This window comes from Oceanobacillus sojae (assembly GCF_900162665.1).
GTDB lineage: Bacteria > Bacillota > Bacilli > Bacillales > Amphibacillaceae > Oceanobacillus > Oceanobacillus sojae_A.
Genome location: NZ_LT727813.1, coordinates 1,130,937 through 1,153,678 on the forward strand (window position 1 = coordinate 1,130,937; position 22,742 = coordinate 1,153,678).

Here is a 22,742-nt window from a genome sequence, read left to right on the forward strand (position 1 = left end):
CCTCCTTACATTACTTTTTCTTGTTAGCCATTGTTTTACGTGGGCCTTTACGAGTACGAGAGTTGTTCTTTGTCTTTTGTCCACGAACCGGCAGTCCGCGACGATGACGAATACCTCTGTATGAGCCGATTTCAATTAAACGTTTGATATTTAAAGATACTTCACGACGAAGGTCACCTTCTGTAGTGTAGCTATCAATCGCTTGACGGATTCTTGTTAATTCGTCTTCCGTTAAATCACGGACACGAGTATCTTCAGAAACGCCTGCTTCTTTAAGGACTTCCTGTGCGGTAGTTTTTCCAATACCATAAATATAAGTTAAAGAAATTACTACACGTTTATCACGTGGAATATCAATACCTGCAATACGTGCCATAGAATGCTAGCACCTCCTGTTTTTTAGCCTTGTTTTTGTTTGTGTTTTGGATTTTCACAAATTACCATTACTTTACCTTTGCGTTTGATGACTTTGCATTTCTCGCAAATTGGTTTTACAGATGCTCTTACCTTCATCATCATTACCTCCTTTTAGATCGGAGCTCGTTTATTTATAACGGTACGTAATTCGTCCTTTGGTTAAATCATACGGAGAAAGTTCAACCGTTACTTTATCGCCTGGTAAAATGCGGATAAAGTGCATACGGATTTTACCAGATACATGTGCCAATACTGTATGGCCATTCTCAAGCTCAACTTTAAACATCGCATTCGGCAATGTATCTGTCACTGTACCTTCTACTTCAATAACATCATCTTTCGCCATTGTGTGTGATCTCCCTTCTTCAAATCAGTTACAACCTTATCTAAATCAAGGATAAAGCCTCATTTCCCTTTTGTGACAAACCATTCCCTATGAATGGTATCCTGCAGGGAAATATTAAACGTACATTTAGCGTACTATCATCATTTGAAATGATTTATTAGAACACTGCTTCCTCCATTGGCCAGCGTAGGACAACCGGCCGTTCACAACCGAGATATCAATTGTACTGACCTGAATCACTATCCTGCCTCATACGGACAAATGGATTCCTGTTAAGAGAACCAATTTGTTAACGTATATCAGCACTCACCATCACCTAGGCAATTGTTCGTTTTATATCAAAAGGTTGATGAACCAATTTTTTAGCGTATTTGATAAAAGCATTACACATTATCTCACCTATTATAACTCTCAAGTTCCGGTTTTGCACCTAATCTGTTCATTAAATAGTTGACTTATTTATCCAAAATGGACTCAATGTCGGAGAAGACGTCGTCGATATCACGATCACCGTCTACCTTCACAAGATATCCTTTATCTTGATAAAAATCAAGTAATGGCTGTGTTTGCTCTACGTTAACGGCTAACCGTTTCTTCACCGTTTCAGGTTGATCATCATCTCGCTGAATTAACTGGGAGCCATCCTTATCACAAATACCTTCCTCTTTTGGAGGATTGTAAACGACGTGATAAGTTGTTCCGCAAGTCGGACAAATTCTCCGTCCAGTTAAACGCTCTACCAATTTTTCTTCTGGTACATCCACATGTAATACATAGTCGATGGTTTTATTCAAATCAGCTGTCAATTCTTGCAGTGCTTCAGCTTGAGCAATTGTACGCGGGAATCCGTCTAATAGAAACCCATCTGCACAATCATCCTTCGCCAGGCGCTCTTTGACAATACCGATAGTTACTTCATCTGGAACAAGATTTCCTTGGTCCATATATTCCTTCGCTTTTTTACCAAGGTCTGTACCTTCTTTAATAGCTAACCGGAACATATCCCCAGTTGAAATGTGAGGGATATTGTATTTTTCATTAATTTTTTCGGCCTGTGTACCTTTACCGGCACCAGGTAATCCCATTAAGATCAAATTCAATTGTTTCCCCTCGCTTTTGTAGGCAGGAAATTTACTTAATAAACCCTTTATAATGTCGTTTCACAAGCTGACCTTCTAATTGCTTCATCGTTGTTAATGCGACACCGACAACGATTATTAAGCTAGTACCGCCGATCTGTACTGTCGATGGTAAATTTGCAAGACTGCCCAAGATAATTGGGAATACAGAAACAGCTGCTAAGAATAGCGCCCCAACAAAGGTCAGTCTATTGATAACCCTTGTTAAATACTCTTCTGTATTGTGTCCCGGGCGAATACCAGGGATATAGCCACCTTGTCTTTGCAAGTTCTCTGACATTTGCTCCGGATTAACCTGAACAAATGTATAAAAATATGAGAAAGCAACAATCAGTGCAACATAGATTACCATACCAACAGGCTGTGTGTAATCAAAAATGTATGTCACGATACTTGCTACTTGGTTTCCTTCAAAAAATCCAGCAATAGTAGATGGAGCAATCATGAAGGCTATCGCAAAGATAACTGGAATTACTCCTGCCGCATTTACTTTAATCGGTAAATGCGTTGATTGACCGCCTACCGGTGAACGATTAACTAACTTCTTCGCATACTGTACTGGAATTTTTCGTAATGCTTGGTTTACGAAAATAATTCCGACCGTAACCGCGATAACAACCAGTACAATTAACGTTACAATAACGATATTGATAAACAATTCACTTCCCGGATTAGAGAAGTATTGATTGTACAGTTGTCCAGCGCCGTTTGGAATAGCAGCAACGATACCGCCGAAGATAATGACAGAAATACCATTACCAACACCGTGAGCAGTAATCTGTTCCCCTAACCACATAAGAAAAGCTGTTCCGCCTGTTAACACGATAGCAATCATTAAGAATTTCATGACGCCAGGATCATGAATCAGTAATCCGCCAGCCATGGCGTTAAAGCCGATAGACATGGCAATCGCCTGAACAAACGCAATACCAATAGCTGCATAGCGTGTTACCTGGGCGATTTTCTTACGTCCCATTTCTCCTTGCTTCTTCCATTCAGCAAACTTCGGAACAACATCCATTTGCAGCAGCTGCATAATGATTGATGCGGTGATGTAAGGCATAATTCCCATCGCAAAGATGGAGAAATTCTGCAATGCACCGCCGCCAAATGTATTGATAAAGCCAAACATGCTTTGCTGATTCATCATAAAATCAATAGCGGCTTTATCTGTAAAAGGCACGGTAATAAACGTGCCGATACGGAATACAATAAGCATAAGCAGTGTAAATATAATTTTATTTCTTATATCTGCTACACGCAAAAAATTGGAGAGTGTCTGAAACAAATTAGATCACCTCAGATTGACCGCCCGCTGCTTCAATTGCTTCTTTTGCAGATGCAGAGAATTTATGAGCTTTAACAGTCAGTTTCTTTTCTAATTGCCCTTTTCCAAGAATCTTAACTCCAGCATTCAATTTGCTTACGACACCAGTTTCTAATAATAGCTCTGGAGTAACTTCAGTTCCTTCTTCAAAGCGATTAAGTGTGTCAAGGTTCACAATTGCATATTCTTTACGGTTAATATTTGTAAAACCACGTTTTGGCAAACGTTGGAATAAAGGCATTTGACCACCTTCGAAACCAAGTCTTACTCCACCACCGGAACGTGCTTTTTGACCTTTATGTCCACGACCAGAAGTTTTACCGTTACCTGAAGAAGTTCCGCGGCCTACACGGTTTCTTTCTTTACGGGATCCTTCTGCTGCTTTTAATTCATGAAGTTTCATGCGAGCACCTCCTCTTTACACAAAATTTAATTAAACTTCTTTAACTGTCAATAAGTGGGACACTCTGTTGACCATACCGCGAACGGCTGGAGTATCTTCACGTACAACCGATTGACGAATTTTCTTTAACCCTAACGCCTCAACAGTTTTACGTTGAACGTCAGTGCCGCCGATAACACTACGAGTGAGGGTTATTTCCAATTTTTTAGACATTGTGTTTCCCTCCTTATCCTAACAGTTCTTCAACAGACTTTCCACGTAATTTAGCTACGTCTTCAGCTGTTTTTAAATTAGTTAAACCGTTCAATGTAGCACGAATTACGTTGATTGGTGTGTTAGATCCTAATGACTTAGTCAGGATATCACCTACACCAGCAAGCTCTAAAATCGCACGTACAGGACCACCAGAGATAACTCCAGTACCTTCAGAAGCCGGCTTCATCAATACGTTTCCAGAACCAAACTGTCCATGAATTTGATGTGGAATAGTTGTGCCTACGATTGGTACAGTAATTAAGTTTTTCTTTGCATCATCTACTGCTTTTTTAATAGCTTCAGGTACTTCTTGCGCTTTACCAGTACCGAAACCTACATGACCGTTTTTGTCACCGACAACTACTAATGCTGCGAAGCGGAAACGACGTCCACCTTTTACAACCTTTGCAACACGGTTGACCGTAACAACACGTTCTTCAAGATCTAATTTGCTCGGATCAATATTCGTAATCATTATAGATGGTTACCTCCTTTTACTCTTAAAATTCAAGGCCTTCCTCACGAGCAGCCTCTGCTAAAGCTTTGATACGTCCATGATATAAATAACCTCCACGATCAAATACGATGGATTTATATCCTTTATCAATTGCACGTTTTGCAATAGCTGTCCCTACTTCTTTCGCAGCGTCAACATTGCCGCCGTTAATTCCAAGCTCTTTATCTACTGTAGAAGCGCTTGTCAGGGTTACATTATTTACATCATCAATTAATTGAGCATAAATATTTTTGTTCGAACGATACACATTTAAACGTGGACGCTCTGCAGTTCCTGATAATGTTTTACGTACACGATTGTGACGTTTTTTACGAGTAACATTTTTGTCAGGCTTTGTGATCATCTGGGTCACTCCTTTCTCGGGCTAAAAAACTTACTTAGCAGTTTTACCTTCTTTACGACGTACATATTCATCCGCATATTTAATTCCTTTACCTTTATAAGGCTCTGGCGGGCGGATTGCTCGGATATTAGCAGCAACTGCTCCTACTAATTCTTTATCGATACCTTTAACAATGATTTGCGTGTTTTTAGGTACTTCGATTTCAATACCGTCAATGGGTTCAAGTTCAACAGGATGTGAATAACCAGCGTTAACAACAGTTTTGTTTCCCTGCTTTTGAGCACGATAACCAACACCGTTAATTTCCAATGATTTTTCAAAACCTTTGCTTACTCCAACTACCATGTTATTGATTAAGCTGCGAGTAGTACCATGTAATGCGCGGTGGTCTTTATGATCACTCGGGCGAGCTACAGTTAAAATATTACCCTCAACGTTAATTTTAATATCTGGATGAAAATCTCTTGTTAATTCACCCTTTGGTCCTTTGACTGTTAGTGTAGTTCCGTTGAATTTCAACTCTACACCTTCTGGAATTTCTACAGGCTTAAGTCCGACACGAGACATTCCCTACACCTCCTCATTAAAAAATAGTGATTACCAAACGTACGCTAATACTTCGCCGCCAACTGCCTGGGAACGTGCTTCTTTATCAGAAAGCATTCCGTTAGAAGTTGATACGATAGCAATGCCAAGACCGTTCAATACACGAGGTACTTCATTTGCTTTAGCATATACGCGTAAACCTGGTTTACTGATACGTTTAATTCCTGTAATAACTCTATCTTCGTTTGCACTGTATTTTAAGAAGATACGTAATATACCTTGCTTGTTGTCTTCGACTAGCTCATAATCCTTCACAAAACCTTCGCGCTTTAGGATATCAGCGATCTCTTTTTTAATTTTAGAAGCAGGAAGCTCTAATTGTTCATGTTTTACCATGTTCGCATTACGAATGCGAGTAAGCATATCTGCAATTGGATCTGTCATAACCATTACTAATTACCTCCTTCCCGAATCGGGGTTTACCAACTTGCTTTTTTGACACCAGGAATTTGACCTTTATAGGCAAGTTCACGGAAACAAATACGGCAAAGTTTGAATTTACGAATTACTGAATGCGGGCGTCCACATCGTTCACAGCGTGTATACTCTTGCACTTTATATTTTTGCGGGCGCTTTTGTTTCGCTATCATAGATTTTTTAGCCAAAATTTTCCCTCCTTTTATTAGCTCATGTCTATTTTTGGAAAGGCATGCCCAATCCAGCTAAAAGTTCACGAGCTTCTTCGTCAGTGTTAGATGTTGTTACGATAACAATATCCATACCACGAACTTTACTTACTTTATCGTAATTAATTTCTGGGAAAATCAACTGTTCTTTCACACCTAGAGTGTAATTTCCACGACCATCAAATGCTTTTTTAGAAATACCGCGGAAGTCACGTACACGTGGAAGAGATACAGCAACCAGTTTTTGCAGGAACTCATACATGCGTTCTCCACGTAGAGTAACTTTTGCACCGATTGGCATTCCTTCACGAAGACGGAAACCTGCGATTGATTTCTTAGCACGAGTAACTAATGGTTTTTGACCAGAAATTAAAGCTAATTCTTCAACAGCACTATCTAATGCTTTTGAATTTTGTACTGCGTCACCAACACCCATGTTGATCACGATTTTCTCTATTTTAGGTACTTCCATTACGGAATCATAGTTAAATTTATTCATTAAAGATGAAGTGATTTCATCCTGATATTTTTGTTTTAATTCGTTCATGCGTTAGCCCTCCTTTCACAGAAAAACTTATTTATCTAATGCTTCACCGGATTTTTTTGCAATACGGATTTTCTTACCATCTTTTACTTCATAGCCAACACGAGTTGGTTCTCCGGACTTCGGATCGATTGGCAATACATTAGAAGCATGAATTGGAGCTTCGATATTCAAGATTCCGCCTTGCGGGTTGTCTTGAGAAGGTTTCGCATGTTTTTGAATCATGTTCACGCCTTCTACTAATACGCGCTCTTTCTTCGGATATGCTTCTAGTACAGTACCCTCTTTACCGCGGTCTTTACCGGATAAAACTTTGACTTTATCACCTTTTTTTACATGCATGCTTTACGCACCTCCTTGATGAGGAAATTTCTTATTATAAAACTTCTGGAGCTAGAGATACGATTTTCATGAATTGAGCATCACGTAATTCACGTGCAACAGGTCCGAAAATACGAGTTCCTCTTGGACTTTTATCATCACGAATAATTACGGCAGCATTTTCATCAAAACGGATATAAGAACCATCTTTACGACGAGCGCCAGATTTAGAACGTACAATTACTGCTTTTACAACGTCGCCTTTCTTGACAACGCCCCCTGGTGTTGCTTGTTTGACCGTACAAACAATTACATCACCAATGTTGGCAGTTTTACGACCGGAACCGCCTAATACTTTAATGGTTAATACTTCACGAGCACCAGAGTTATCTGCAACCTTCAAACGAGTTTCTTGTTGAATCATAACACTGTGACCTCCCTTCGGATACCTTCCGAGCGAACTTTATTAAATAATTACCGCTTCTTCTACGACTTCTACCAGACGGAAACGTTTTGTAGCTGATAGCGGGCGAGTTTCCATGATACGTACGATGTCGCCTGTTTTTGCAACATTGTTTTCATCATGCGTTTTGAATTTCTTAGAATACTTAACACGTTTTCCATAAAGCTTATGGAACTTGTAAGTTTCAACTAAAACTGTAATAGTTTTATCCATTTTGTCGGATACAACACGACCAGTATAAACTTTACGATCATTACGTTCAGACATTGAGGTTAACCTCCCCTCTGGAATCTTTAGTTATTTGCGCTTAGTTCGCGTTGGCGAACTACTGTTTTAAGACGAGCGATTGATTTACGTACTTCACGGATACGTGCAGTGTTTTCCAATTGGCCAGTAGCTAATTGAAAACGTAAGTTAAATAACTCTTCTTTTAATGATTTTACATTTTGTTCAATTTCGGCAGTGGTTAAATCTCTAATTTCTTTAGCCTTCATTGCTTTCACCACCAATTTCTTCACGTTTTACGAATTTCGTTTTAATAGGTAATTTATGAGCTGCCAGGCGAAGTGCTTCACGAGCTACCTCTTCAGATACACCTGCGATCTCAAACATAATTTTACCTGGTTTTACTACTGCTACCCATCCTTCTGGAGCACCTTTACCGGAACCCATACGAACTTCTAAAGGCTTTGCAGTGTAAGGTTTGTCTGGAAAGATTTTGATCCAAACTTTACCGCCACGTTTCATGTAACGAGTCATTGCAATACGCGCTGCCTCGATTTGGCGGCTTGTAATCCAAGAAGCGTCAAGTGCTTGTAAACCATATTCTCCGAAAGAAACAGTTGTACCGCCTTTTGCTTGGCCTCTCATTTTACCACGATGTTGTCTACGATATTTAACACGTTTAGGCATTAACATAGTAATGAGCCCCCTCCCTTATTTGTCGGTTTTTGTTGGAAGGACTTCTCCACGATAGATCCATACTTTAACACCTAATTTACCATAAGTAGTATCAGCTTCTGCTGTACCATAGTCAATGTCAGCACGTAAAGTATGAAGTGGCACTGTTCCTTCACTATAATGTTCTGCACGAGCGATATCCGCACCGCCTAGACGTCCAGATACTTGTGTTTTAATTCCTTTTGCTCCAGCACGCATCGCACGTTGGATAGCTTGCTTTTGAGCACGACGGAATGAAATACGATTTTCTAATTGACGAGCAATATTATCAGCTACAAGTGTTGCATCAATATCAACTTTTTTGATTTCAAGAATATTGATATGAACTCGTTTGCCAGTTAAGTTGTTCAAAGATTTACGTAAAGCTTCAACTTCAGATCCGCCTTTACCAATAACCATTCCTGGCTTACCAGTATGAATTGTAATGTTCACACGGTTTGCTGCACGTTCGATTTCAATAGAAGAAACAGCAGCCGTTTTAAGACGTCCTTCAAGATATTCTCTGATTTTAATATCTTCATGCAATAAGTCTGCATAGTCTTTACCAGCGTACCATTTAGACTCCCAGTCTTTAATGACACCTACGCGTAGACCTGTTGGATTTACTTTTTGACCCACTGACTATCCCTCCTTCTTTTCAGTTACCACAACTGTGATGTGGCTAGTACGTTTATTGATTTTGCTTGCACGTCCTTGTGCACGTGGACGGAAACGTTTCAAAGTAGCGCCTTCGTTAACAAATACTTCAGATACTACTAAGTTGTCTGCATCCATTTCATAGTTATGTTCTGCGTTAGCAACTGCAGAGTTTAATACTTTTTCTACGACCGGGGAAGCTCCGCGCTGTGTATATTTTAAAATAGCGATTGCTTCGCCAACCTCTTTTCCTCGAATTAGATCTACAACTAAACGAACCTTACGAGGAGCAATACGAACTGATTTCGCAACGGCTTTAGCTTGCATGCCTAGTACCTCCTCTCATTAGCGTTTTGTTTTCTTATCGTCACCAGCGTGTCCTCTATACGTACGAGTTGGTGCGAATTCACCTAATTTATGACCCACCATATCTTCAGTGATATATACTGGCACATGCTTACGTCCATCATATACTGCAACTGTATGACCAACGAATTGCGGGAAAATTGTAGAACGGCGAGACCAGGTTTTTACTACCTGTTTCTTGTCTTCAGTGTTTAACACTTCAATTTTCTTTAATAGATGATCATCTGCAAAAGGTCCTTTTTTCAAGCTACGGCCCATGGATAAGCCTCCTTCCAGGGATTAGAGACGGGTACTTTAGCCCGCCCGTTTTTCCGTTTATTTTTTACGTTTACGAACGATATACTTATCAGATGGTTTGTTACGTTTACGTGTTTTGTAACCAAGTGTTGGTTTACCCCAAGGTGACATTGGTGATTTACGTCCGATTGGTGCGCGTCCTTCACCACCACCATGCGGGTGATCATTAGGGTTCATTACAGAACCGCGAACTGTTGGACGGATACCTTTCCAACGGGAACGACCAGCTTTACCTACACGGATAAGTTCATGCTCAATGTTACCTACTTGACCGATTGTAGCACGGCAAGTTGTTAAGATTAAACGAACTTCTCCAGAAGCAAGACGTACTAAAGTGTACTTTTCTTCGCGTCCAAGGATTTGAGCTTCTGCACCAGCAGAACGAGCTAATTGTCCTCCGCGTCCCGGTTTCAATTCAATATTATGGATAACTGTACCTACCGGGATACTTCCAAGCGGTAATGCGTTACCTACTTTAATATCTGCCTCTACACCAGATTCAATAACTTGCCCTACTTTAATATTTTTTGGAGCAAGGATGTAACGTTTCTCACCATCAGCATAGTGAATTAATGCAATGTTTGCTGAACGGTTAGGATCGTATTCAATTGTAGCAACGCGTCCTGGCACACCGTCTTTATCGCGTTTGAAATCGATAATACGATATTGGCGCTTGTGACCGCCGCCGTGATGACGAACCGTTAATTTCCCTTGGTTATTACGTCCACCACGCTTAGATAATGGAGCTAAAAGGGATTTCTCAGGGGTACTCGTAGTAATCTCTGCAAAATCTGAACCAGACATATTACGTCTACCATTTGAGGTTGGTTTATACTTTTTAATCGCCATCGTTGTCCCTCCTTCTACTTCTAAAATTTATTTATTCGTTTTATTAAGCCTCAAAGAAATCTAAATCTTTGCTATCCTCGCTCAGTTGAACGATAGCTTTTTTGCGGTCAGGGCGATATCCACCGTAACGGCCCATTCGCTTAAATTTACCTTTAAGGTTCATTGTGTTTACTTGTTCTACTTTCACACCAAAGATTGTTTCTACAGCATCTTTGATTTGCGTTTTGTTAGCTTTTACGGCTACTTCAAAAGTGTATTTCTTCTCTGCCATTAAGTCAGCAGAATTCTCTGTAATGACAGGGCGTTTAATTACATCGCGTAGATCTTTCATTATGCGAGCACCTCCCCTGCTTTTTCAGCTGCATCTTTAGTGATGATCAGCTTGTCATGCGTAAGCAAGTCAAGTACATTCAATTCTTCTACAGTCAATACCTTCACGTTTTGTAAGTTGTTTGCAGAACGGGCAACTGTTTCATCTTTCTCTGAAAGAACGATCAGTGCTTTCTCTTCAACTTTCAATCCGTTTAAGATGTTAATAACTTCTTTTGTTTTTGGAGCATCAATTGTGATAGCTTCTAAAACAAACAAGCCTTCTTCTTTCACTTTAGAAGATAATGCAGACTTCAACGCTAAGCGACGAACTTTCTTTGGTAATTTGTAGCTGTAGCTACGCGGAGTTGGTCCGAAAACTGTTCCACCGCCAACCCATTGTGGTGAACGGATAGATCCTTGACGTGCACGGCCAGTTCCTTTTTGGCGCCATGGTTTGCGGCCTCCACCACGAACTTCAGAACGGTTTTTAACAGCGTGTGTACCTTGACGTAAAGATGCACGTTGCATAACTACCGCTTCATGAAGTACATGTGTGTTTGGCTCAATACCAAAAACAGCGTCATTTAATTCGATTTCTCCAACATTACTTCCATCCTGTTTTAAAAGTGCTACTTTAGGCATGACATATCCTCCCTTCGTTTATGTGATTAGTTACCTTTTACTGCACTAGTAATTTTCACGTAAGATTTTTTTGCACCAGGAATGTTTCCTTTGATTAGAATTAAATTCTTTTCAGCATCTACACTAACCACTTCAAGGTTTTGAATCGTTTTTTGTTCAGAACCCATGTGACCTGGTAATTTTTTGCCTTTGAAAACACGCATTGCATCAATTGCTGCCATTGCACCAGGGCCTCTATGGTAATGAGAACCGTGGGACATTGGTCCGCGTTGTTGATTGTGACGCTTGATAGCACCCTGGAATCCTTTACCTTTCGATGTACCTGTCACATCAATTTTTTCTCCGGCTTCAAAGATATCAACGTTGATTTCCTGGCCAACTTCATAGCCTTCAACGTCTGCGCCACGGATTTCACGAACGTAGCGCTTAGGGGCAGTGCCTGCTTTCTCAGCATGACCTTTTTCCGCTTTGTTTGTACGTGATTCCTTTTTATCAGCAAAACCGATTTGCAACGCTTCATAACCATCATTTTCTAATGTCTTCTTTTGCAACACAACATTTGCCTCAGCTTGAACGACTGTTACTGGTACAAGTTCTCCATTTTCAGAGAAAAGCTGAGTCATGCCGATTTTACGACCTAAGATTCCTTTCGTCATCCGTTACACCTCCTGTATTTAAAACGAATTATAATTTGATTTCAATATCTACACCAGATGGAAGATCTAAACGCATCAGCGCATCAACCGTTTTTGGTGTAGGCTCAAGAATATCGATCAGACGCTTGTGCGTACGCATTTCAAACTGTTCACGAGAGTCTTTGTACTTATGAACCGCACGAAGAACTGTGTAAATAGCTTTTTCAGTCGGCAGTGGAATTGGACCAGACACTTTTGCTCCGGAACGTTTTGCAGTAGCCACTATTTTTTCAGCAGACTGATCTAAAATACGGTGATCGTATGCTTTTAAACGAATTCTGATTTTCTCTTTTGCCATCATTTTCCCTCCTTCTCGCCTATATCATTATAGACATTCTCCGCGAAAATTTCCTTAGCACCTCGCCATGACAAAGGGGCCGGGTGTGCCAACAACCTTCCGCATCATCGCATTAATTGACCAACTATTACATTATACTAGAATTGTTTGGTCATAGCAAGCTTGTAATTAAGCATCTATAAGTTTGCACATTTTTATATTATACATAGTTCCCTGTACGATTGCAAGCAAAATTTAAAAGTTTTTTTCTTCCTTTTATAATAGATGTATTTCCACTCCCTTTTTATTTCGGAGATTCTCCAATCACCCGCCAATAATATAGTAGAAACCCGATTGCGATTGGAATAAAACTAAATAGTAAAACCATGACACAAAAGCCCAGAATGGCTGAATCATATTGGTTCAGGAATCACCCCGGGCAACTGCCATTGCTGTTTTAGCTGTATCTGCGCCAATTGTCCAGTGCAGTCTGAATCATAATCGGTCCCTGCACAGCCCATTGACCGCCTCTAGAAGACACTAAAGCATTAACAATGGTATTGGAGCCGGAAAAACCACCATGCCCGATGACCATTCCACTATGCGCATTGGCAATTAGTATCCGATAATCTGATGAAAATGTCTGCGCTTTTTTATTTGCGGTCCTAATAGGTATGTTAATTGCTGCCATCGCATTCGTATCAAAATACGTAACTGGAATTAAGCGCCGATCCAGATTTAGCATACTCTAATCATCTATTTTATCTTTTAAAACAAAAGATAAAAATAATAAACAAAAACAAATAAAAGATATTGATATAAAACGATAATTATATTACTATTAAAGTTAGATATTTCTTTTTCACAAAATGAAAACTCTAAAGGAGATGGTAGTTATGAATCAGTTCATCCAAGATTTTCTGCACGTTACGGAGTCAGCAGCACTTGCGACATACCCGTGGATAGGGACAGGAAATAAAATAGAAGCTGATCAGGCAGCTACAGATTCTATGCGTACTTTATTAAATAAAATCCCTATGGATGGCGAAGTAGTTATTGGTGAAGGAGAAATGGACGAAGCCCCAATGTTATTTATCGGCGAAAAAGTTGGAACCGGGAATGGTGCAGGTATCGATTTAGCAGTTGATCCAATTGATGGGACTACCTCTACTTCTAAAGGAAAGAATAATGCTATCGCAGTAATTGCTGCCGCTAAGAAAGGAACATTGTTGCATGCTCCCGATATGTATATGGAGAAGTTTGTAACCGGTCCGGAAGCTGCAGGGAAGATTGATATTGATTATCCACTCGAGAAGAATCTGCGGATTATTGCAGGTGCAAAAGGAAAAAAGCTTGAAGAATTAAAAATGATTGTACAGGATAGAGAAAGACATAATCATTGGATTGAAGAAGCGCGTGCTTTAGGTGTCAGAACAGAGCTATTTGAAGAAGGAGATGTCATTCCTGCAATAGCAACCTGTATCCAGCGGAGTGATATAGACTTATTCATTGGAATTGGCGGTGCTCCAGAAGGGGTTCTGGCAGCTGTAGGAGTGAAAAGTTTGGGTGGAGAAATGCAGGCAAGATTACTTCCAAAAACTGATGAACAATGGGCGCGTTGTGTATCGATGGGAATTACAAACCCTAAAGAAGCACTTGCTCATAATCAGTTAGTCGGTACAGATGAATGTGCTTTTATCGCTACAAGTATTACCAGCAATATGCTGCTGCAAGGAATAGAAAATAATCAAAATGTCTTTACAACACATTCCATTGTTTTAGATGGTTTAAATAAATGCTATCGTCATGTAGCAACAGAGCATTCTAAGTCCCCTGTCTGATTTTTAAACTTCATTGAAATGAATAGTAAGACATTATAATATACAAAAAAAGACAGCGTCGTCACGCTGTCTTTTTCATTCAAGCATTTATTATTTTTCGATAGTAGATACAACGCCAGATCCAACTGTACGTCCACCTTCACGAATAGAGAAACGAGTTCCGTCTTCGATTGCGATTGGTGAAATAAGTTCTACAGTCATTTCAATGTTGTCTCCAGGCATTACCATTTCAGTTCCTTCTGGAAGGCTGATTACGCCAGTTACGTCCGTAGTACGGAAGTAGAACTGAGGACGATAGTTAGTGAAGAATGGAGTATGACGTCCACCTTCGTCTTTTGATAATACATAAACTTCAGCTTTGAAGTTAGTATGTGGAGTGATTGTACCAGGCTTAGCAAGTACTTGACCACGGTTGATATCTTCACGTGCAACACCACGCAGTAATGCACCAATGTTATCACCAGCTTCTGCATAGTCAAGAAGCTTACGGAACATTTCTACTCCAGTTACAGTTGTTTTAGAAGATTCTTCGTTAAGACCGATGATTTCTACTTCGTCTCCAACACGAACTTGTCCGCGTTCAACACGACCTGTAGCAACAGTACCACGACCAGTGATAGAGAATACATCCTCAACTGGCATCATGAATGGTTTGTCAGTATCACGTTCTGGAGTTGGAACATACTCATCAACTGCAGCCATAAGTTCAACAACTTTTTCTTCATATTCTTCAACGCCTTCAAGAGCTTTAAGAGCAGAACCAGCGATAACTGGTACATCATCACCAGGGAAGTCATATTCGCTTAGTAAATCACGAACTTCCATTTCTACTAATTCAAGTAACTCTTCATCGTCTACCATATCTGTTTTGTTAAGGAATACTACGATAGAAGGTACCCCAACGTTACGAGATAATAGGATATGCTCACGAGTTTGTGGCATTGGGCCATCTGCAGCAGATACTACAAGGATAGCTCCGTCCATTTGTGCAGCACCAGTGATCATGTTTTTAACATAGTCAGCGTGACCTGGGCAGTCAACGTGTGCATAGTGACGAGTTTCAGTTTCGTACTCTACGTGAGAAGTTGCGATTGTAATTCCGCGTTCTTTCTCTTCTGGAGCACCATCAATTTGGTCATAAGCCATTGCAGTGCCATCACCATTTCTTTTTGCCATTACTGTAGTGATTGCAGCAGTTAAAGTTGTTTTACCATGGTCAACGTGACCAATTGTTCCAATGTTTACGTGACTTTTCGAGCGGTCGAATTTTTCTTTAGCCATTTATAGTTCCTCCTTTAAATATATAGCAATTTTTATTATCCGGGAAAGTCGGTTGGAATTTCCCGGCCTTTACTAAATGTTATACGTCAGATTGAAGAAAAAATCAATTATTGACCTGCATTTTTCTTGATAATTTCTTCTGTAATGCTTTTAGGTGTTTCTTCATAGTGGTCAAAGTGCATTGTGTACACTCCGCGACCTTGCGTGTTTGAACGTAATGCTGTTGCATAACCGAACATTTCTGCAAGTGGTACGAACGCTTTAACTACCTGAGCAGTTCCGCGTGCTTCCATACCTTCTACGCGTCCACGACGAGAAGTTACATCGCCCATGATGTCTCCCATATATTCTTCTGGGACAACAATTTCTACTCTCATCATTGGTTCAAGCAGAACTGGGTTACATTTATTTTTAGCAGCTTTAAGTGCCATAGAAGCAGCTACTTTAAACGCCATTTCGTTGGAATCGACATCGTGATAGCTTCCATCATATAATGTAGCTTTCACATCGATTAACGGATATCCAGCAAGAACACCATTTTCCATGGATTCTTCGATACCTTGTTGAACAGCCGGGATGTATTCACGAGGAACCACACCACCAACAATATTGTTAACAAATTCAAATCCGGCGCCTTCTTCGTTTGGCTCAAATTTAACCCAAACGTGACCGAATTGTCCACGTCCACCGGACTGACGTACGAATTTACCTTCTACTTCAGCAGCAGCACGGAAAGTTTCTCTGTAAGAAACCTGTGGAGCACCAACAGTTGCGCCAACTTTAAATTCACGTTTTAAACGGTCAACAATGATATCAAGGTGAAGCTCACCCATACCAGAGATGATAGTTTGCCCAGTTTCTGTATTTGTTTCTGTACGGAAAGTTGGATCTTCTTCCGCAAGTTTAGATAGAGCAATACCCATTTTATCCTGGTCTGCTTTTGTTTCTGGTTCAATAGCAACCGAGATAACCGGCTCAGGGAATTCCATGGACTCAAGAATAACTAGATCCTTTTCGTCACATAGTGTATCGCCTGTTGTTGTATCCTTCAAACCTACTGCAGCAGCAATTTCACCTGCGTAAGCAACAGAAATCTCTTCACGGGAGTTTGCATGCATTTGCAGGATACGTCCAATACGCTCACGTTTATCTTTTACAGAGTTTTTTACGTAAGAACCTGAGTTAAGTGTACCTGAGTACACACGGAAGAATGTTAATTTACCAACATAAGGGTCCGTCATAACTTTAAACGCTAATGCAGAGAACGGTGCATCGTCTGTTGATGGACGAGTTACTTTTTCTTCTGTTCCAGGAATAATACCTTCGATTGGAGGTACATCTGTTGGAGCAGGAAGATAAGCAAGTACCGCATCCAGCATTAACTGAACGCCTTTGTTTTTAAATGCTGATCCGCAAAGTACCGGATAGAAATCTACATTTAATGTTGCCTGACGAATTGCATTTGCAAGTTCCTCATTAGAGATTTCTTCTCCTTCAAGATACTTCATCATCAGATCTTCATCTGTTTCAGCAACTGCTTCTACCAAGTTAGCACGCAGCTCTTCAGCTTCGTCTTTTAACTCAGCAGGGATTTCAGTAGTCTCATCAGTTTGACCTAAATCATCAAGATAGATATGTGCTTCCATCTTAACTAAGTCAATAATTCCACTAAATTCATCCTCAGCGCCAATAGGCATTTGGATCGGATGTGCATTTGCACCAAGGCGCTCTTTTAATGTATTTGTTGAATACAAGAAATCTGCACCTGTTTTGTCCATTTTATTAATGAACACAATACGTGGAACACCGTATGTTGTCGCTTGACGCCATACTGTTTCCGTTTGTGGTTCAACACCAGATTGCGCATCTAGAACTGTTACCGCACCATCCAGTACACGAAGAGAACGTTCAACTTCAACTGTGAAGTCTACGTGTCCAGGTGTGTCAATGATATTAATACGGTGATCCTTCCAAGCAGCAGTTGTTGCAGCGGAAGTAATTGTAATTCCACGCTCCTGCTCCTGCTCCATCCAGTCCATTTGAGATGCACCTTCATGTGTTTCACCAATTTTATGAATACGTCCTGTATAGAAAAGAATACGCTCAGTAGTAGTGGTTTTACCCGCATCAATATGCGCCATAATACCGATATTACGTGTCTTTTCCAAGGAGAACTCTCTAGCCATGTATTCTTCTCCTTCCTATAGCAAGCGAATGCTTTAATTTAGATTACCAACGGTAGTGAGCGAATGCTTTGTTTGCTTCTGCCATTTTATGCATATCTTCTCTTTTCTTAACAGCAGCTCCTGTATTATTAGAAGCATCAAGAATTTCATTAGCAAGACGTTCTTCCATTGTTTTTTCTCCGCGTAGACGGGAGTAGTTAACAATATAACGTAATCCTAAAGCTTGACGACGTTCCGGACGAACCTCCACTGGTACTTGATAGTTTGAACCACCAACACGGCGGGCACGTACTTCAAGTACTGGCATAACATTTTTCATTGCTTGCTCAAAAACTTCCATTGCGTTTTGGCCGCTTCTTTCAGCAACTAATTCAAACGCATTATAAAGGATTTTTTGTGCTTTTCCACGCTTCCCGTCTACCATAATCTGGTTGATGAGGCGTGTAACTAATTTTGAGTTATAAAGCGGATCTGGTAATACATCACGCTTTGGTACTGGACCTTTACGAGGCATTGTACATCCTCCTTTCCCTTATATTATTTAAATTACTTATTTTTTAGGTCTTTTCGTTCCATATTTAGAGCGTCCTTGCATACGGCCTTCTACTCCAGCAGTATCAAGTGCTCCACGTACGATATGATAACGTACCCCCGGTAAGTCTTTTACACGACCGCCACGGATAAGAACAACACTGTGCTCTTGCAGGTTGTGACCAATCCCAGGAATGTATGCAGTTACCTCCATGTTGTTAGACAAACGTACACGCGCATATTTACGAAGTGCAGAGTTTGGTTTCTTAGGAGTTAATGTACCTACACGAGTACATACACCACGTTTTTGTGGAGAGCTCTGATCAGTCATTTTCTTTTTAAAGCTGTTGTAGCCTTTATTAAGTGCAGGTGAGTCAGATTTTTTTGTCTTTGTCACACGGCCTTTACGAACTAGCTGATTAATTGTTGGCATTGAATCTTCCTCCTCTCAATTTCAATTTAGTAATCAAAGTAACAACCTTTTGTAATACCACACATCCAGGTGGTTCATTTTTAGTGATAAAAAAATCTCTCACAATTTTTGCGAAAAATAATTAACCTATACTCAGATTGTCTTTGTTATTATCGTTTAAAGTAAACCGAAGTTCCGATTATGGTTTGCTCCGAAAATTACTTTTGCAAGCATAATCAGAAGCACCTTGAATATAATACCACCCCATATATTGTTTGTCAATATATTCTTGGTATTTTTTCGGCGCTCCTAAAAATAACTTACAATGTGATTACAGGAAGGGGTTTACCCCCTTCCTGAACAACATTTCATTTTATACTCTTTGTGTGCTTTCTTCATCTGTTGTTTCTTCATCCGATTCCGGCACATCAAGCTCAGCTTCTAAAGTCCGATATTGCGGCATTCCTGTACCAGCCGGAACAAGTTTACCAATAATAACATTCTCTTTCAGCCCAAGTAATTCATCACGTTTTCCTTTAATAGCAGCATCTGTCAGGACACGTGTAGTTTCCTGGAAGGACGCAGCTGACAGGAAGGAGTCCGTTTCAAGAGATGCTTTTGTAATACCAAGTAATACCGGGCGGCCTGTAGCAGGATCTGCGCCTTCCTTGAATACTTTGTGGTTTGCATCTTTGAATTGATGTAATTCAAGCAGAGAGCCTGGCAATACATCTGTATCTCCAGAAGATACAACACGGATCTTACGAAGCATTTGGCGGACCATTACTTCGACGTGTTTATCTCCAATTTCTACCCCTTGCATACGATATACACGCTGTACTTCTTTCAGCAAGTAATCTTGAACGCCTTCTACACCTTTCACGCGAAGAAGTTCTTTTGGATCAACAGAACCCTCTGTGAGCTCTTGCCCAGTTTCCACCTGATCTCCTTCTTGAACTTTCAAACGGGCGTTATAAGGAACAGCATAGCTGCGTTGCTCGACATTACCCTGAATTACAATTTCCTGTTTATCTTTAACTTCCTTCATTTCAAGAACAGTACCGGCAATTTCAGTAATGACTGCCTGCCCTTTTGGATTACGGGCTTCAAACAGCTCCTGGATACGAGGTAAACCTTGTGTAATATCATCTCCGGCAACCCCGCCTGTATGGAAGGTACGCATGGTTAACTGTGTACCCGGTTCACCGATGGACTGTGCTGCAATAATTCCAACAGCTTCGCCAACCTCAACATCTGATCCAGTAGCTAAGTTACGGCCATAACATTTCTGACATACGCCATGCTTCGTATTACAAGTGAAGGCAGTACGGATTGTTACCTCTTCAATACCAGCTTCAACAATCGTTTTTGCCTGATCCTCATGGATGAGTTCATTTTTCTTCACAATGAATTCACCAGTTTCAGGATGCTTCACATTTTCGAACGCTGTTCTGCCGATCAAACGATCTAACAATGGTTCAATCACTTCTGATCCATCTACGAGTGCAGCAACTTTCAATCCGCGGTCCGTTCCACAATCTGCTTCACGAATGATAACATCCTGTGCAACATCTACAAGACGACGGGTCAAATAACCTGAATCGGCTGTTTTCAGTGCTGTATCGGCAAGTCCTTTACGGGCACCGTGGGTAGAAATAAAGTATTCCATTACGGTTAATCCCTCACGGAAACTTGATTTGATTGGAATTTCAATGATTTTACCGGACGGATCGGCCATCAGACCACGCATACCAGCAAGCTGTGTGAAGTTTGATGCGTTACCACGGGCACCGGAATCACTCATCATATAGATTGGATTTCGGTTACTCAATGATCCCATCAAACGATCCTGAATAACATCTTTCGCCTCTGACCAGATAGCAATTACACGATCATAACGCTCTTCCTCTGTAATCAGACCACGGCGGAATTGTTTTAATACTTTATCTACTTTAGATTGAGCCTCATCTAAGATTCCTTGTTTTTCCGGAAGTACAACGATATCGGAAATACCAACTGTCATACCGGCTTTTGTAGAATAACTGAATCCTAAATCTTTCATCCGGTCAAGCATCTTAGAGGTTTCTGTGATTTTGAAACGCTTGAAGACCTCAGCGATGATATCACCTAAGAAGCCTTTCTTAAACGGTTTAACCACTTCACGGTTTTTAATTTCTTCTTTAATATCTGTTCCGGGATCAACAAAATAGATTTCCGGTGTTTTCTCTTCTAAATTCACCCTTGTAGGTTCATTCATATACGGGAAGGAATCCGGAAGAATTTCATTAAAGATCAGCTTACCAACAGTTGTCAATAATAGCTGGCTATTTTGTTTTTCTGTAAATGTTTTATTATTTAAGCTGGAGGCCTGCACTGCAATACGTGTATGCAGATGAGCATATCCAGTTTGATAAGCAATTAATGCTTCATTTGTGTCTTTAAAATAAGAACCTTCTCCAATGGAGTCTTCACGCTCTAATGTAAGGTAATAGTTTCCAAGTACCATATCCTGAGATGGTGTAACAACCGGCTTTCCATCCTTAGGATTAAGGATGTTCTGAGCCGCCAGCATTAAGATTCTGGCTTCTGCCTGTGCTTCTGCTCCAAGCGGAACGTGCACAGCCATTTGGTCTCCGTCAAAGTCAGCGTTATATGCAGTACATACAAGCGGATGCAGACGGATTGCACGGCCATCAACCAGCGTAGGTTCGAATGCCTGGATACCCAATCTGTGAAGGGTTGGTGCACGGTTAAGCAGTACCGGATGTTCTTTAATAACATCTTCTAAAACATCCCATACATCAGGGTGCACTCTTTCAATTTTTCTTTTTGCTGATTTAATGTTGTGCGCAAGACCTCTGGTTACCAGTTCTTTCATAATAAATGGTTTGAACAGCTCTAACGCCATTTCTCGAGGCAGACCGCATTGATACATTTTTAAATGAGGTCCCACAACGATAACAGAACGGCCAGAGTAGTCCACACGTTTACCTAACAGATTTTGACGGAAACGGCCTTGCTTCCCTTTCAACATATGAGAAAGAGATTTTAACGGGCGATTTCCCGGACCTGTAACTGGACGGCCGCGACGGCCATTATCGATTAAAGCATCGACAGCTTCTTGAAGCATACGCTTTTCATTTTGAACAATAATGCTTGGAGCGCCTAAATCAAGCAGGCGTTTTAAGCGGTTGTTACGGTTGATGACACGACGGTAAAGATCATTTAAATCAGAAGTAGCAAAACGTCCGCCGTCTAATTGAACCATTGGACGAATTTCTGGAGGGATAACCGGAAGAACATCTAAAATCATCCAGCTTGCATCATTTCCAGAGTTACGGAATGCTTCCATTACTTCCAGCCGTTTAATTGCACGGGTACGGCGCTGACCGTGAGCTGTTTTAAGCTCTTCACGCAGTGCATCAACTTCTTTTTCCAAATCAAGATCCTGCAATAATTTACGGATAGCTTCTGCTCCCATTTGAGCTTTGAAGTTATTGCCGTATTTATCATAATAAGAACGGAACTCTTTCTCAGAAAGCAGCTGTTTCTTTTCAAGAGGTGTGCTTCCCGGATCCGTTACGATATATGCTGCAAAATAGATTACTTCCTCTAATGCACGAGGAGACATATCTAATACTAATCCCATACGGCTTGGAATTCCTTTGAAATACCAAATGTGGGATACAGGAGCAGCAAGTTCAATATGCCCCATACGCTCACGGCGCACTTTAGCTTTTGTCACCTCTACGCCACAACGGTCACATACAACGCCTTTGTAACGGACACGTTTGTACTTACCACAGTGACATTCCCAATCTTTTGTCGGTCCAAAGATACGCTCACAGAACAAACCGTCTTTTTCCGGCTTTAAAGTACGATAGTTAATTGTTTCTGGTTTTTTCACTTCACCATAAGACCAAGAACGAATCTTTTCTGGTGAAGCGAGCCCTATTTTCATGTACTCAAAATTATTTACATCCAACAAGGGGCAATCCTCCCTTTTACAAGTTAAGAAAGTTTGAGAAAACCTGGCTTATCGTCATGTCTTGGCGAAAGTCTGGGATTTCTTTAAACGAAATTTTATAGAAAGCGCAGAATGATTCAAAAGAAAAAGGAACTTCTACGTTACCCACATCGTGTGGGCAAC

Annotated in this window: 32 protein-coding genes and 1 pseudogene; 1 reads left to right on the top strand and 32 read right to left on the bottom strand. The window is 40.6% G+C overall.

Annotated elements, in window-relative coordinates:
• Nucleotides 1-10: 10 nt before the first annotated feature.
• The 27 genes and pseudogenes from rpsM to BN1068_RS23495 all read right to left on the bottom strand — a co-directional run.
• Nucleotides 11-376 (bottom strand): 30S ribosomal protein S13, encoded by a 366-nt coding sequence (gene rpsM / locus BN1068_RS22990; RefSeq protein WP_077605102.1) that lies wholly within the window; start codon nucleotides 374-376, stop codon nucleotides 11-13.
• A 23-nt stretch (nucleotides 377-399) separates the two neighbouring features.
• Nucleotides 400-513, bottom strand: a complete 114-nt coding sequence (gene rpmJ / locus BN1068_RS22995; protein ID WP_010095733.1) for a 50S ribosomal protein L36 — start codon at nucleotides 511-513, stop codon at nucleotides 400-402.
• Nucleotides 514-544: 31 nt separating this feature from the next.
• Nucleotides 545-763: a translation initiation factor IF-1 gene (gene infA / locus BN1068_RS23000; protein ID WP_040985051.1), complete on the bottom strand. Its 219-nt coding sequence runs from the start codon at nucleotides 761-763 to the stop codon at nucleotides 545-547.
• Between the two features lie 455 nt (nucleotides 764-1,218).
• On the bottom strand, nucleotides 1,219-1,863 hold the full coding sequence (locus BN1068_RS23005; RefSeq protein WP_077605103.1) for an adenylate kinase: 645 nt from the start codon (nucleotides 1,861-1,863) through the stop codon (nucleotides 1,219-1,221).
• A 31-nt stretch (nucleotides 1,864-1,894) separates the two neighbouring features.
• Nucleotides 1,895-3,190, bottom strand: a complete 1,296-nt coding sequence (secY, locus tag BN1068_RS23010) for a preprotein translocase subunit SecY (protein ID WP_077605104.1) — start codon at nucleotides 3,188-3,190, stop codon at nucleotides 1,895-1,897.
• A 1-nt stretch (nucleotide 3,191) separates the two neighbouring features.
• A complete protein-coding gene (gene rplO / locus BN1068_RS23015; protein ID WP_077605105.1) occupies nucleotides 3,192-3,632 on the bottom strand; it encodes a 50S ribosomal protein L15 in 441 nt (146 codons plus the stop codon).
• 30 nt (nucleotides 3,633-3,662) lie between these two features.
• A complete protein-coding gene (gene rpmD, locus BN1068_RS23020) occupies nucleotides 3,663-3,845 on the bottom strand; it encodes a 50S ribosomal protein L30 (RefSeq protein WP_077605106.1) in 183 nt (60 codons plus the stop codon).
• A gap of 13 nt (nucleotides 3,846-3,858) precedes the next feature.
• Nucleotides 3,859-4,359: a 30S ribosomal protein S5 gene (gene rpsE, locus BN1068_RS23025; RefSeq protein ID WP_139089182.1), complete on the bottom strand. Its 501-nt coding sequence runs from the start codon at nucleotides 4,357-4,359 to the stop codon at nucleotides 3,859-3,861.
• 28 nt (nucleotides 4,360-4,387) lie between these two features.
• Nucleotides 4,388-4,747, bottom strand: coding sequence for a 50S ribosomal protein L18 (gene rplR, locus BN1068_RS23030; RefSeq protein ID WP_077605107.1), 360 nt, complete (start codon nucleotides 4,745-4,747; stop codon nucleotides 4,388-4,390).
• Nucleotides 4,748-4,777: 30 nt separating this feature from the next.
• Nucleotides 4,778-5,314 carry a 50S ribosomal protein L6 gene (rplF, locus tag BN1068_RS23035; RefSeq protein WP_077605108.1) on the bottom strand — a complete coding sequence of 179 codons (537 nt, stop codon included), beginning with the start codon at nucleotides 5,312-5,314 and terminating at the stop codon, nucleotides 4,778-4,780.
• Nucleotides 5,315-5,344: 30 nt separating this feature from the next.
• Entirely contained in the window at nucleotides 5,345-5,743 is a 399-nt protein-coding gene (rpsH, locus tag BN1068_RS23040; RefSeq protein ID WP_077605109.1) for a 30S ribosomal protein S8, read from the bottom strand.
• 29 nt (nucleotides 5,744-5,772) lie between these two features.
• Nucleotides 5,773-5,958, bottom strand: coding sequence for a type Z 30S ribosomal protein S14 (locus BN1068_RS23045; protein ID WP_010652082.1), 186 nt, complete (start codon nucleotides 5,956-5,958; stop codon nucleotides 5,773-5,775).
• Between the two features lie 28 nt (nucleotides 5,959-5,986).
• A complete protein-coding gene (gene rplE, locus BN1068_RS23050) occupies nucleotides 5,987-6,526 on the bottom strand; it encodes a 50S ribosomal protein L5 (RefSeq protein WP_077605110.1) in 540 nt (179 codons plus the stop codon).
• A 27-nt stretch (nucleotides 6,527-6,553) separates the two neighbouring features.
• Nucleotides 6,554-6,865, bottom strand: coding sequence for a 50S ribosomal protein L24 (gene rplX / locus BN1068_RS23055; RefSeq protein WP_077605111.1), 312 nt, complete (start codon nucleotides 6,863-6,865; stop codon nucleotides 6,554-6,556).
• A 34-nt stretch (nucleotides 6,866-6,899) separates the two neighbouring features.
• A complete protein-coding gene (gene rplN / locus BN1068_RS23060; RefSeq protein WP_077605112.1) occupies nucleotides 6,900-7,268 on the bottom strand; it encodes a 50S ribosomal protein L14 in 369 nt (122 codons plus the stop codon).
• 42 nt (nucleotides 7,269-7,310) lie between these two features.
• Nucleotides 7,311-7,574 carry a 30S ribosomal protein S17 gene (gene rpsQ, locus BN1068_RS23065; protein ID WP_077605113.1) on the bottom strand — a complete coding sequence of 88 codons (264 nt, stop codon included), beginning with the start codon at nucleotides 7,572-7,574 and terminating at the stop codon, nucleotides 7,311-7,313.
• 26 nt (nucleotides 7,575-7,600) lie between these two features.
• Nucleotides 7,601-7,801: a 50S ribosomal protein L29 gene (gene rpmC / locus BN1068_RS23070; protein ID WP_077605114.1), complete on the bottom strand. Its 201-nt coding sequence runs from the start codon at nucleotides 7,799-7,801 to the stop codon at nucleotides 7,601-7,603.
• Complete coding sequence (gene rplP, locus BN1068_RS23075) at nucleotides 7,791-8,225, bottom strand: 50S ribosomal protein L16 (protein WP_042530797.1); 435 nt, start codon at nucleotides 8,223-8,225, stop codon at nucleotides 7,791-7,793. The genes rpmC and rplP overlap by 11 nt, the downstream gene beginning before the upstream one ends.
• Nucleotides 8,226-8,243: 18 nt before the next feature.
• Complete coding sequence (gene rpsC, locus BN1068_RS23080; RefSeq protein WP_077605115.1) at nucleotides 8,244-8,885, bottom strand: 30S ribosomal protein S3; 642 nt, start codon at nucleotides 8,883-8,885, stop codon at nucleotides 8,244-8,246.
• A gap of 3 nt (nucleotides 8,886-8,888) precedes the next feature.
• The gene (gene rplV / locus BN1068_RS23085) at nucleotides 8,889-9,230 is read right to left on the bottom strand and encodes a 50S ribosomal protein L22 (protein ID WP_077605116.1); all 342 of its coding nucleotides are present in this window, start codon (nucleotides 9,228-9,230) and stop codon (nucleotides 8,889-8,891) included.
• A gap of 18 nt (nucleotides 9,231-9,248) precedes the next feature.
• The gene (rpsS, locus tag BN1068_RS23090) at nucleotides 9,249-9,527 is read right to left on the bottom strand and encodes a 30S ribosomal protein S19 (RefSeq protein ID WP_077605117.1); all 279 of its coding nucleotides are present in this window, start codon (nucleotides 9,525-9,527) and stop codon (nucleotides 9,249-9,251) included.
• 57 nt (nucleotides 9,528-9,584) lie between these two features.
• Entirely contained in the window at nucleotides 9,585-10,415 is an 831-nt protein-coding gene (rplB, locus tag BN1068_RS23095) for a 50S ribosomal protein L2 (protein ID WP_077605118.1), read from the bottom strand.
• A gap of 43 nt (nucleotides 10,416-10,458) precedes the next feature.
• Nucleotides 10,459-10,746 carry a 50S ribosomal protein L23 gene (gene rplW / locus BN1068_RS23100; protein WP_077605119.1) on the bottom strand — a complete coding sequence of 96 codons (288 nt, stop codon included), beginning with the start codon at nucleotides 10,744-10,746 and terminating at the stop codon, nucleotides 10,459-10,461.
• Entirely contained in the window at nucleotides 10,746-11,369 is a 624-nt protein-coding gene (gene rplD, locus BN1068_RS23105; RefSeq protein ID WP_077605120.1) for a 50S ribosomal protein L4, read from the bottom strand. Before rplD ends, rplW begins: the two co-directional genes overlap by 1 nt.
• A gap of 26 nt (nucleotides 11,370-11,395) precedes the next feature.
• The gene (gene rplC, locus BN1068_RS23110; RefSeq protein WP_077605121.1) at nucleotides 11,396-12,025 is read right to left on the bottom strand and encodes a 50S ribosomal protein L3; all 630 of its coding nucleotides are present in this window, start codon (nucleotides 12,023-12,025) and stop codon (nucleotides 11,396-11,398) included.
• A gap of 28 nt (nucleotides 12,026-12,053) precedes the next feature.
• Nucleotides 12,054-12,362 (bottom strand): 30S ribosomal protein S10, encoded by a 309-nt coding sequence (rpsJ, locus tag BN1068_RS23115; protein WP_077605122.1) that lies wholly within the window; start codon nucleotides 12,360-12,362, stop codon nucleotides 12,054-12,056.
• Between the two features lie 283 nt (nucleotides 12,363-12,645).
• A pseudogene (locus BN1068_RS23495) lies at nucleotides 12,646-12,897 on the bottom strand (TIGR00366 family protein); the annotation flags it as partial.
• A 340-nt stretch (nucleotides 12,898-13,237) separates the two neighbouring features.
• On the opposite strand from BN1068_RS23495, the gene glpX reads away from it, so the two are divergent.
• Entirely contained in the window at nucleotides 13,238-14,182 is a 945-nt protein-coding gene (glpX, locus tag BN1068_RS23125) for a class II fructose-bisphosphatase (RefSeq protein WP_077605124.1), read from the top strand.
• A 90-nt stretch (nucleotides 14,183-14,272) separates the two neighbouring features.
• On the opposite strand, the gene tuf is transcribed toward glpX, so the two are convergent.
• The 5 genes from tuf to rpoC form a co-directional block, all read right to left on the bottom strand.
• The gene (gene tuf / locus BN1068_RS23130; protein WP_077605125.1) at nucleotides 14,273-15,463 is read right to left on the bottom strand and encodes an elongation factor Tu; all 1,191 of its coding nucleotides are present in this window, start codon (nucleotides 15,461-15,463) and stop codon (nucleotides 14,273-14,275) included.
• A 107-nt stretch (nucleotides 15,464-15,570) separates the two neighbouring features.
• On the bottom strand, nucleotides 15,571-17,649 hold the full coding sequence (fusA, locus tag BN1068_RS23135; protein WP_077605126.1) for an elongation factor G: 2,079 nt from the start codon (nucleotides 17,647-17,649) through the stop codon (nucleotides 15,571-15,573).
• 43 nt (nucleotides 17,650-17,692) lie between these two features.
• Nucleotides 17,693-18,163, bottom strand: coding sequence for a 30S ribosomal protein S7 (gene rpsG, locus BN1068_RS23140; RefSeq protein WP_077605127.1), 471 nt, complete (start codon nucleotides 18,161-18,163; stop codon nucleotides 17,693-17,695).
• Between the two features lie 36 nt (nucleotides 18,164-18,199).
• Nucleotides 18,200-18,613 (bottom strand): 30S ribosomal protein S12, encoded by a 414-nt coding sequence (gene rpsL, locus BN1068_RS23145; RefSeq protein ID WP_077605128.1) that lies wholly within the window; start codon nucleotides 18,611-18,613, stop codon nucleotides 18,200-18,202.
• A gap of 352 nt (nucleotides 18,614-18,965) precedes the next feature.
• On the bottom strand, nucleotides 18,966-22,580 hold the full coding sequence (rpoC, locus tag BN1068_RS23150; RefSeq protein ID WP_077605129.1) for a DNA-directed RNA polymerase subunit beta': 3,615 nt from the start codon (nucleotides 22,578-22,580) through the stop codon (nucleotides 18,966-18,968).
• Nucleotides 22,581-22,742 lie beyond the last annotated feature (162 nt).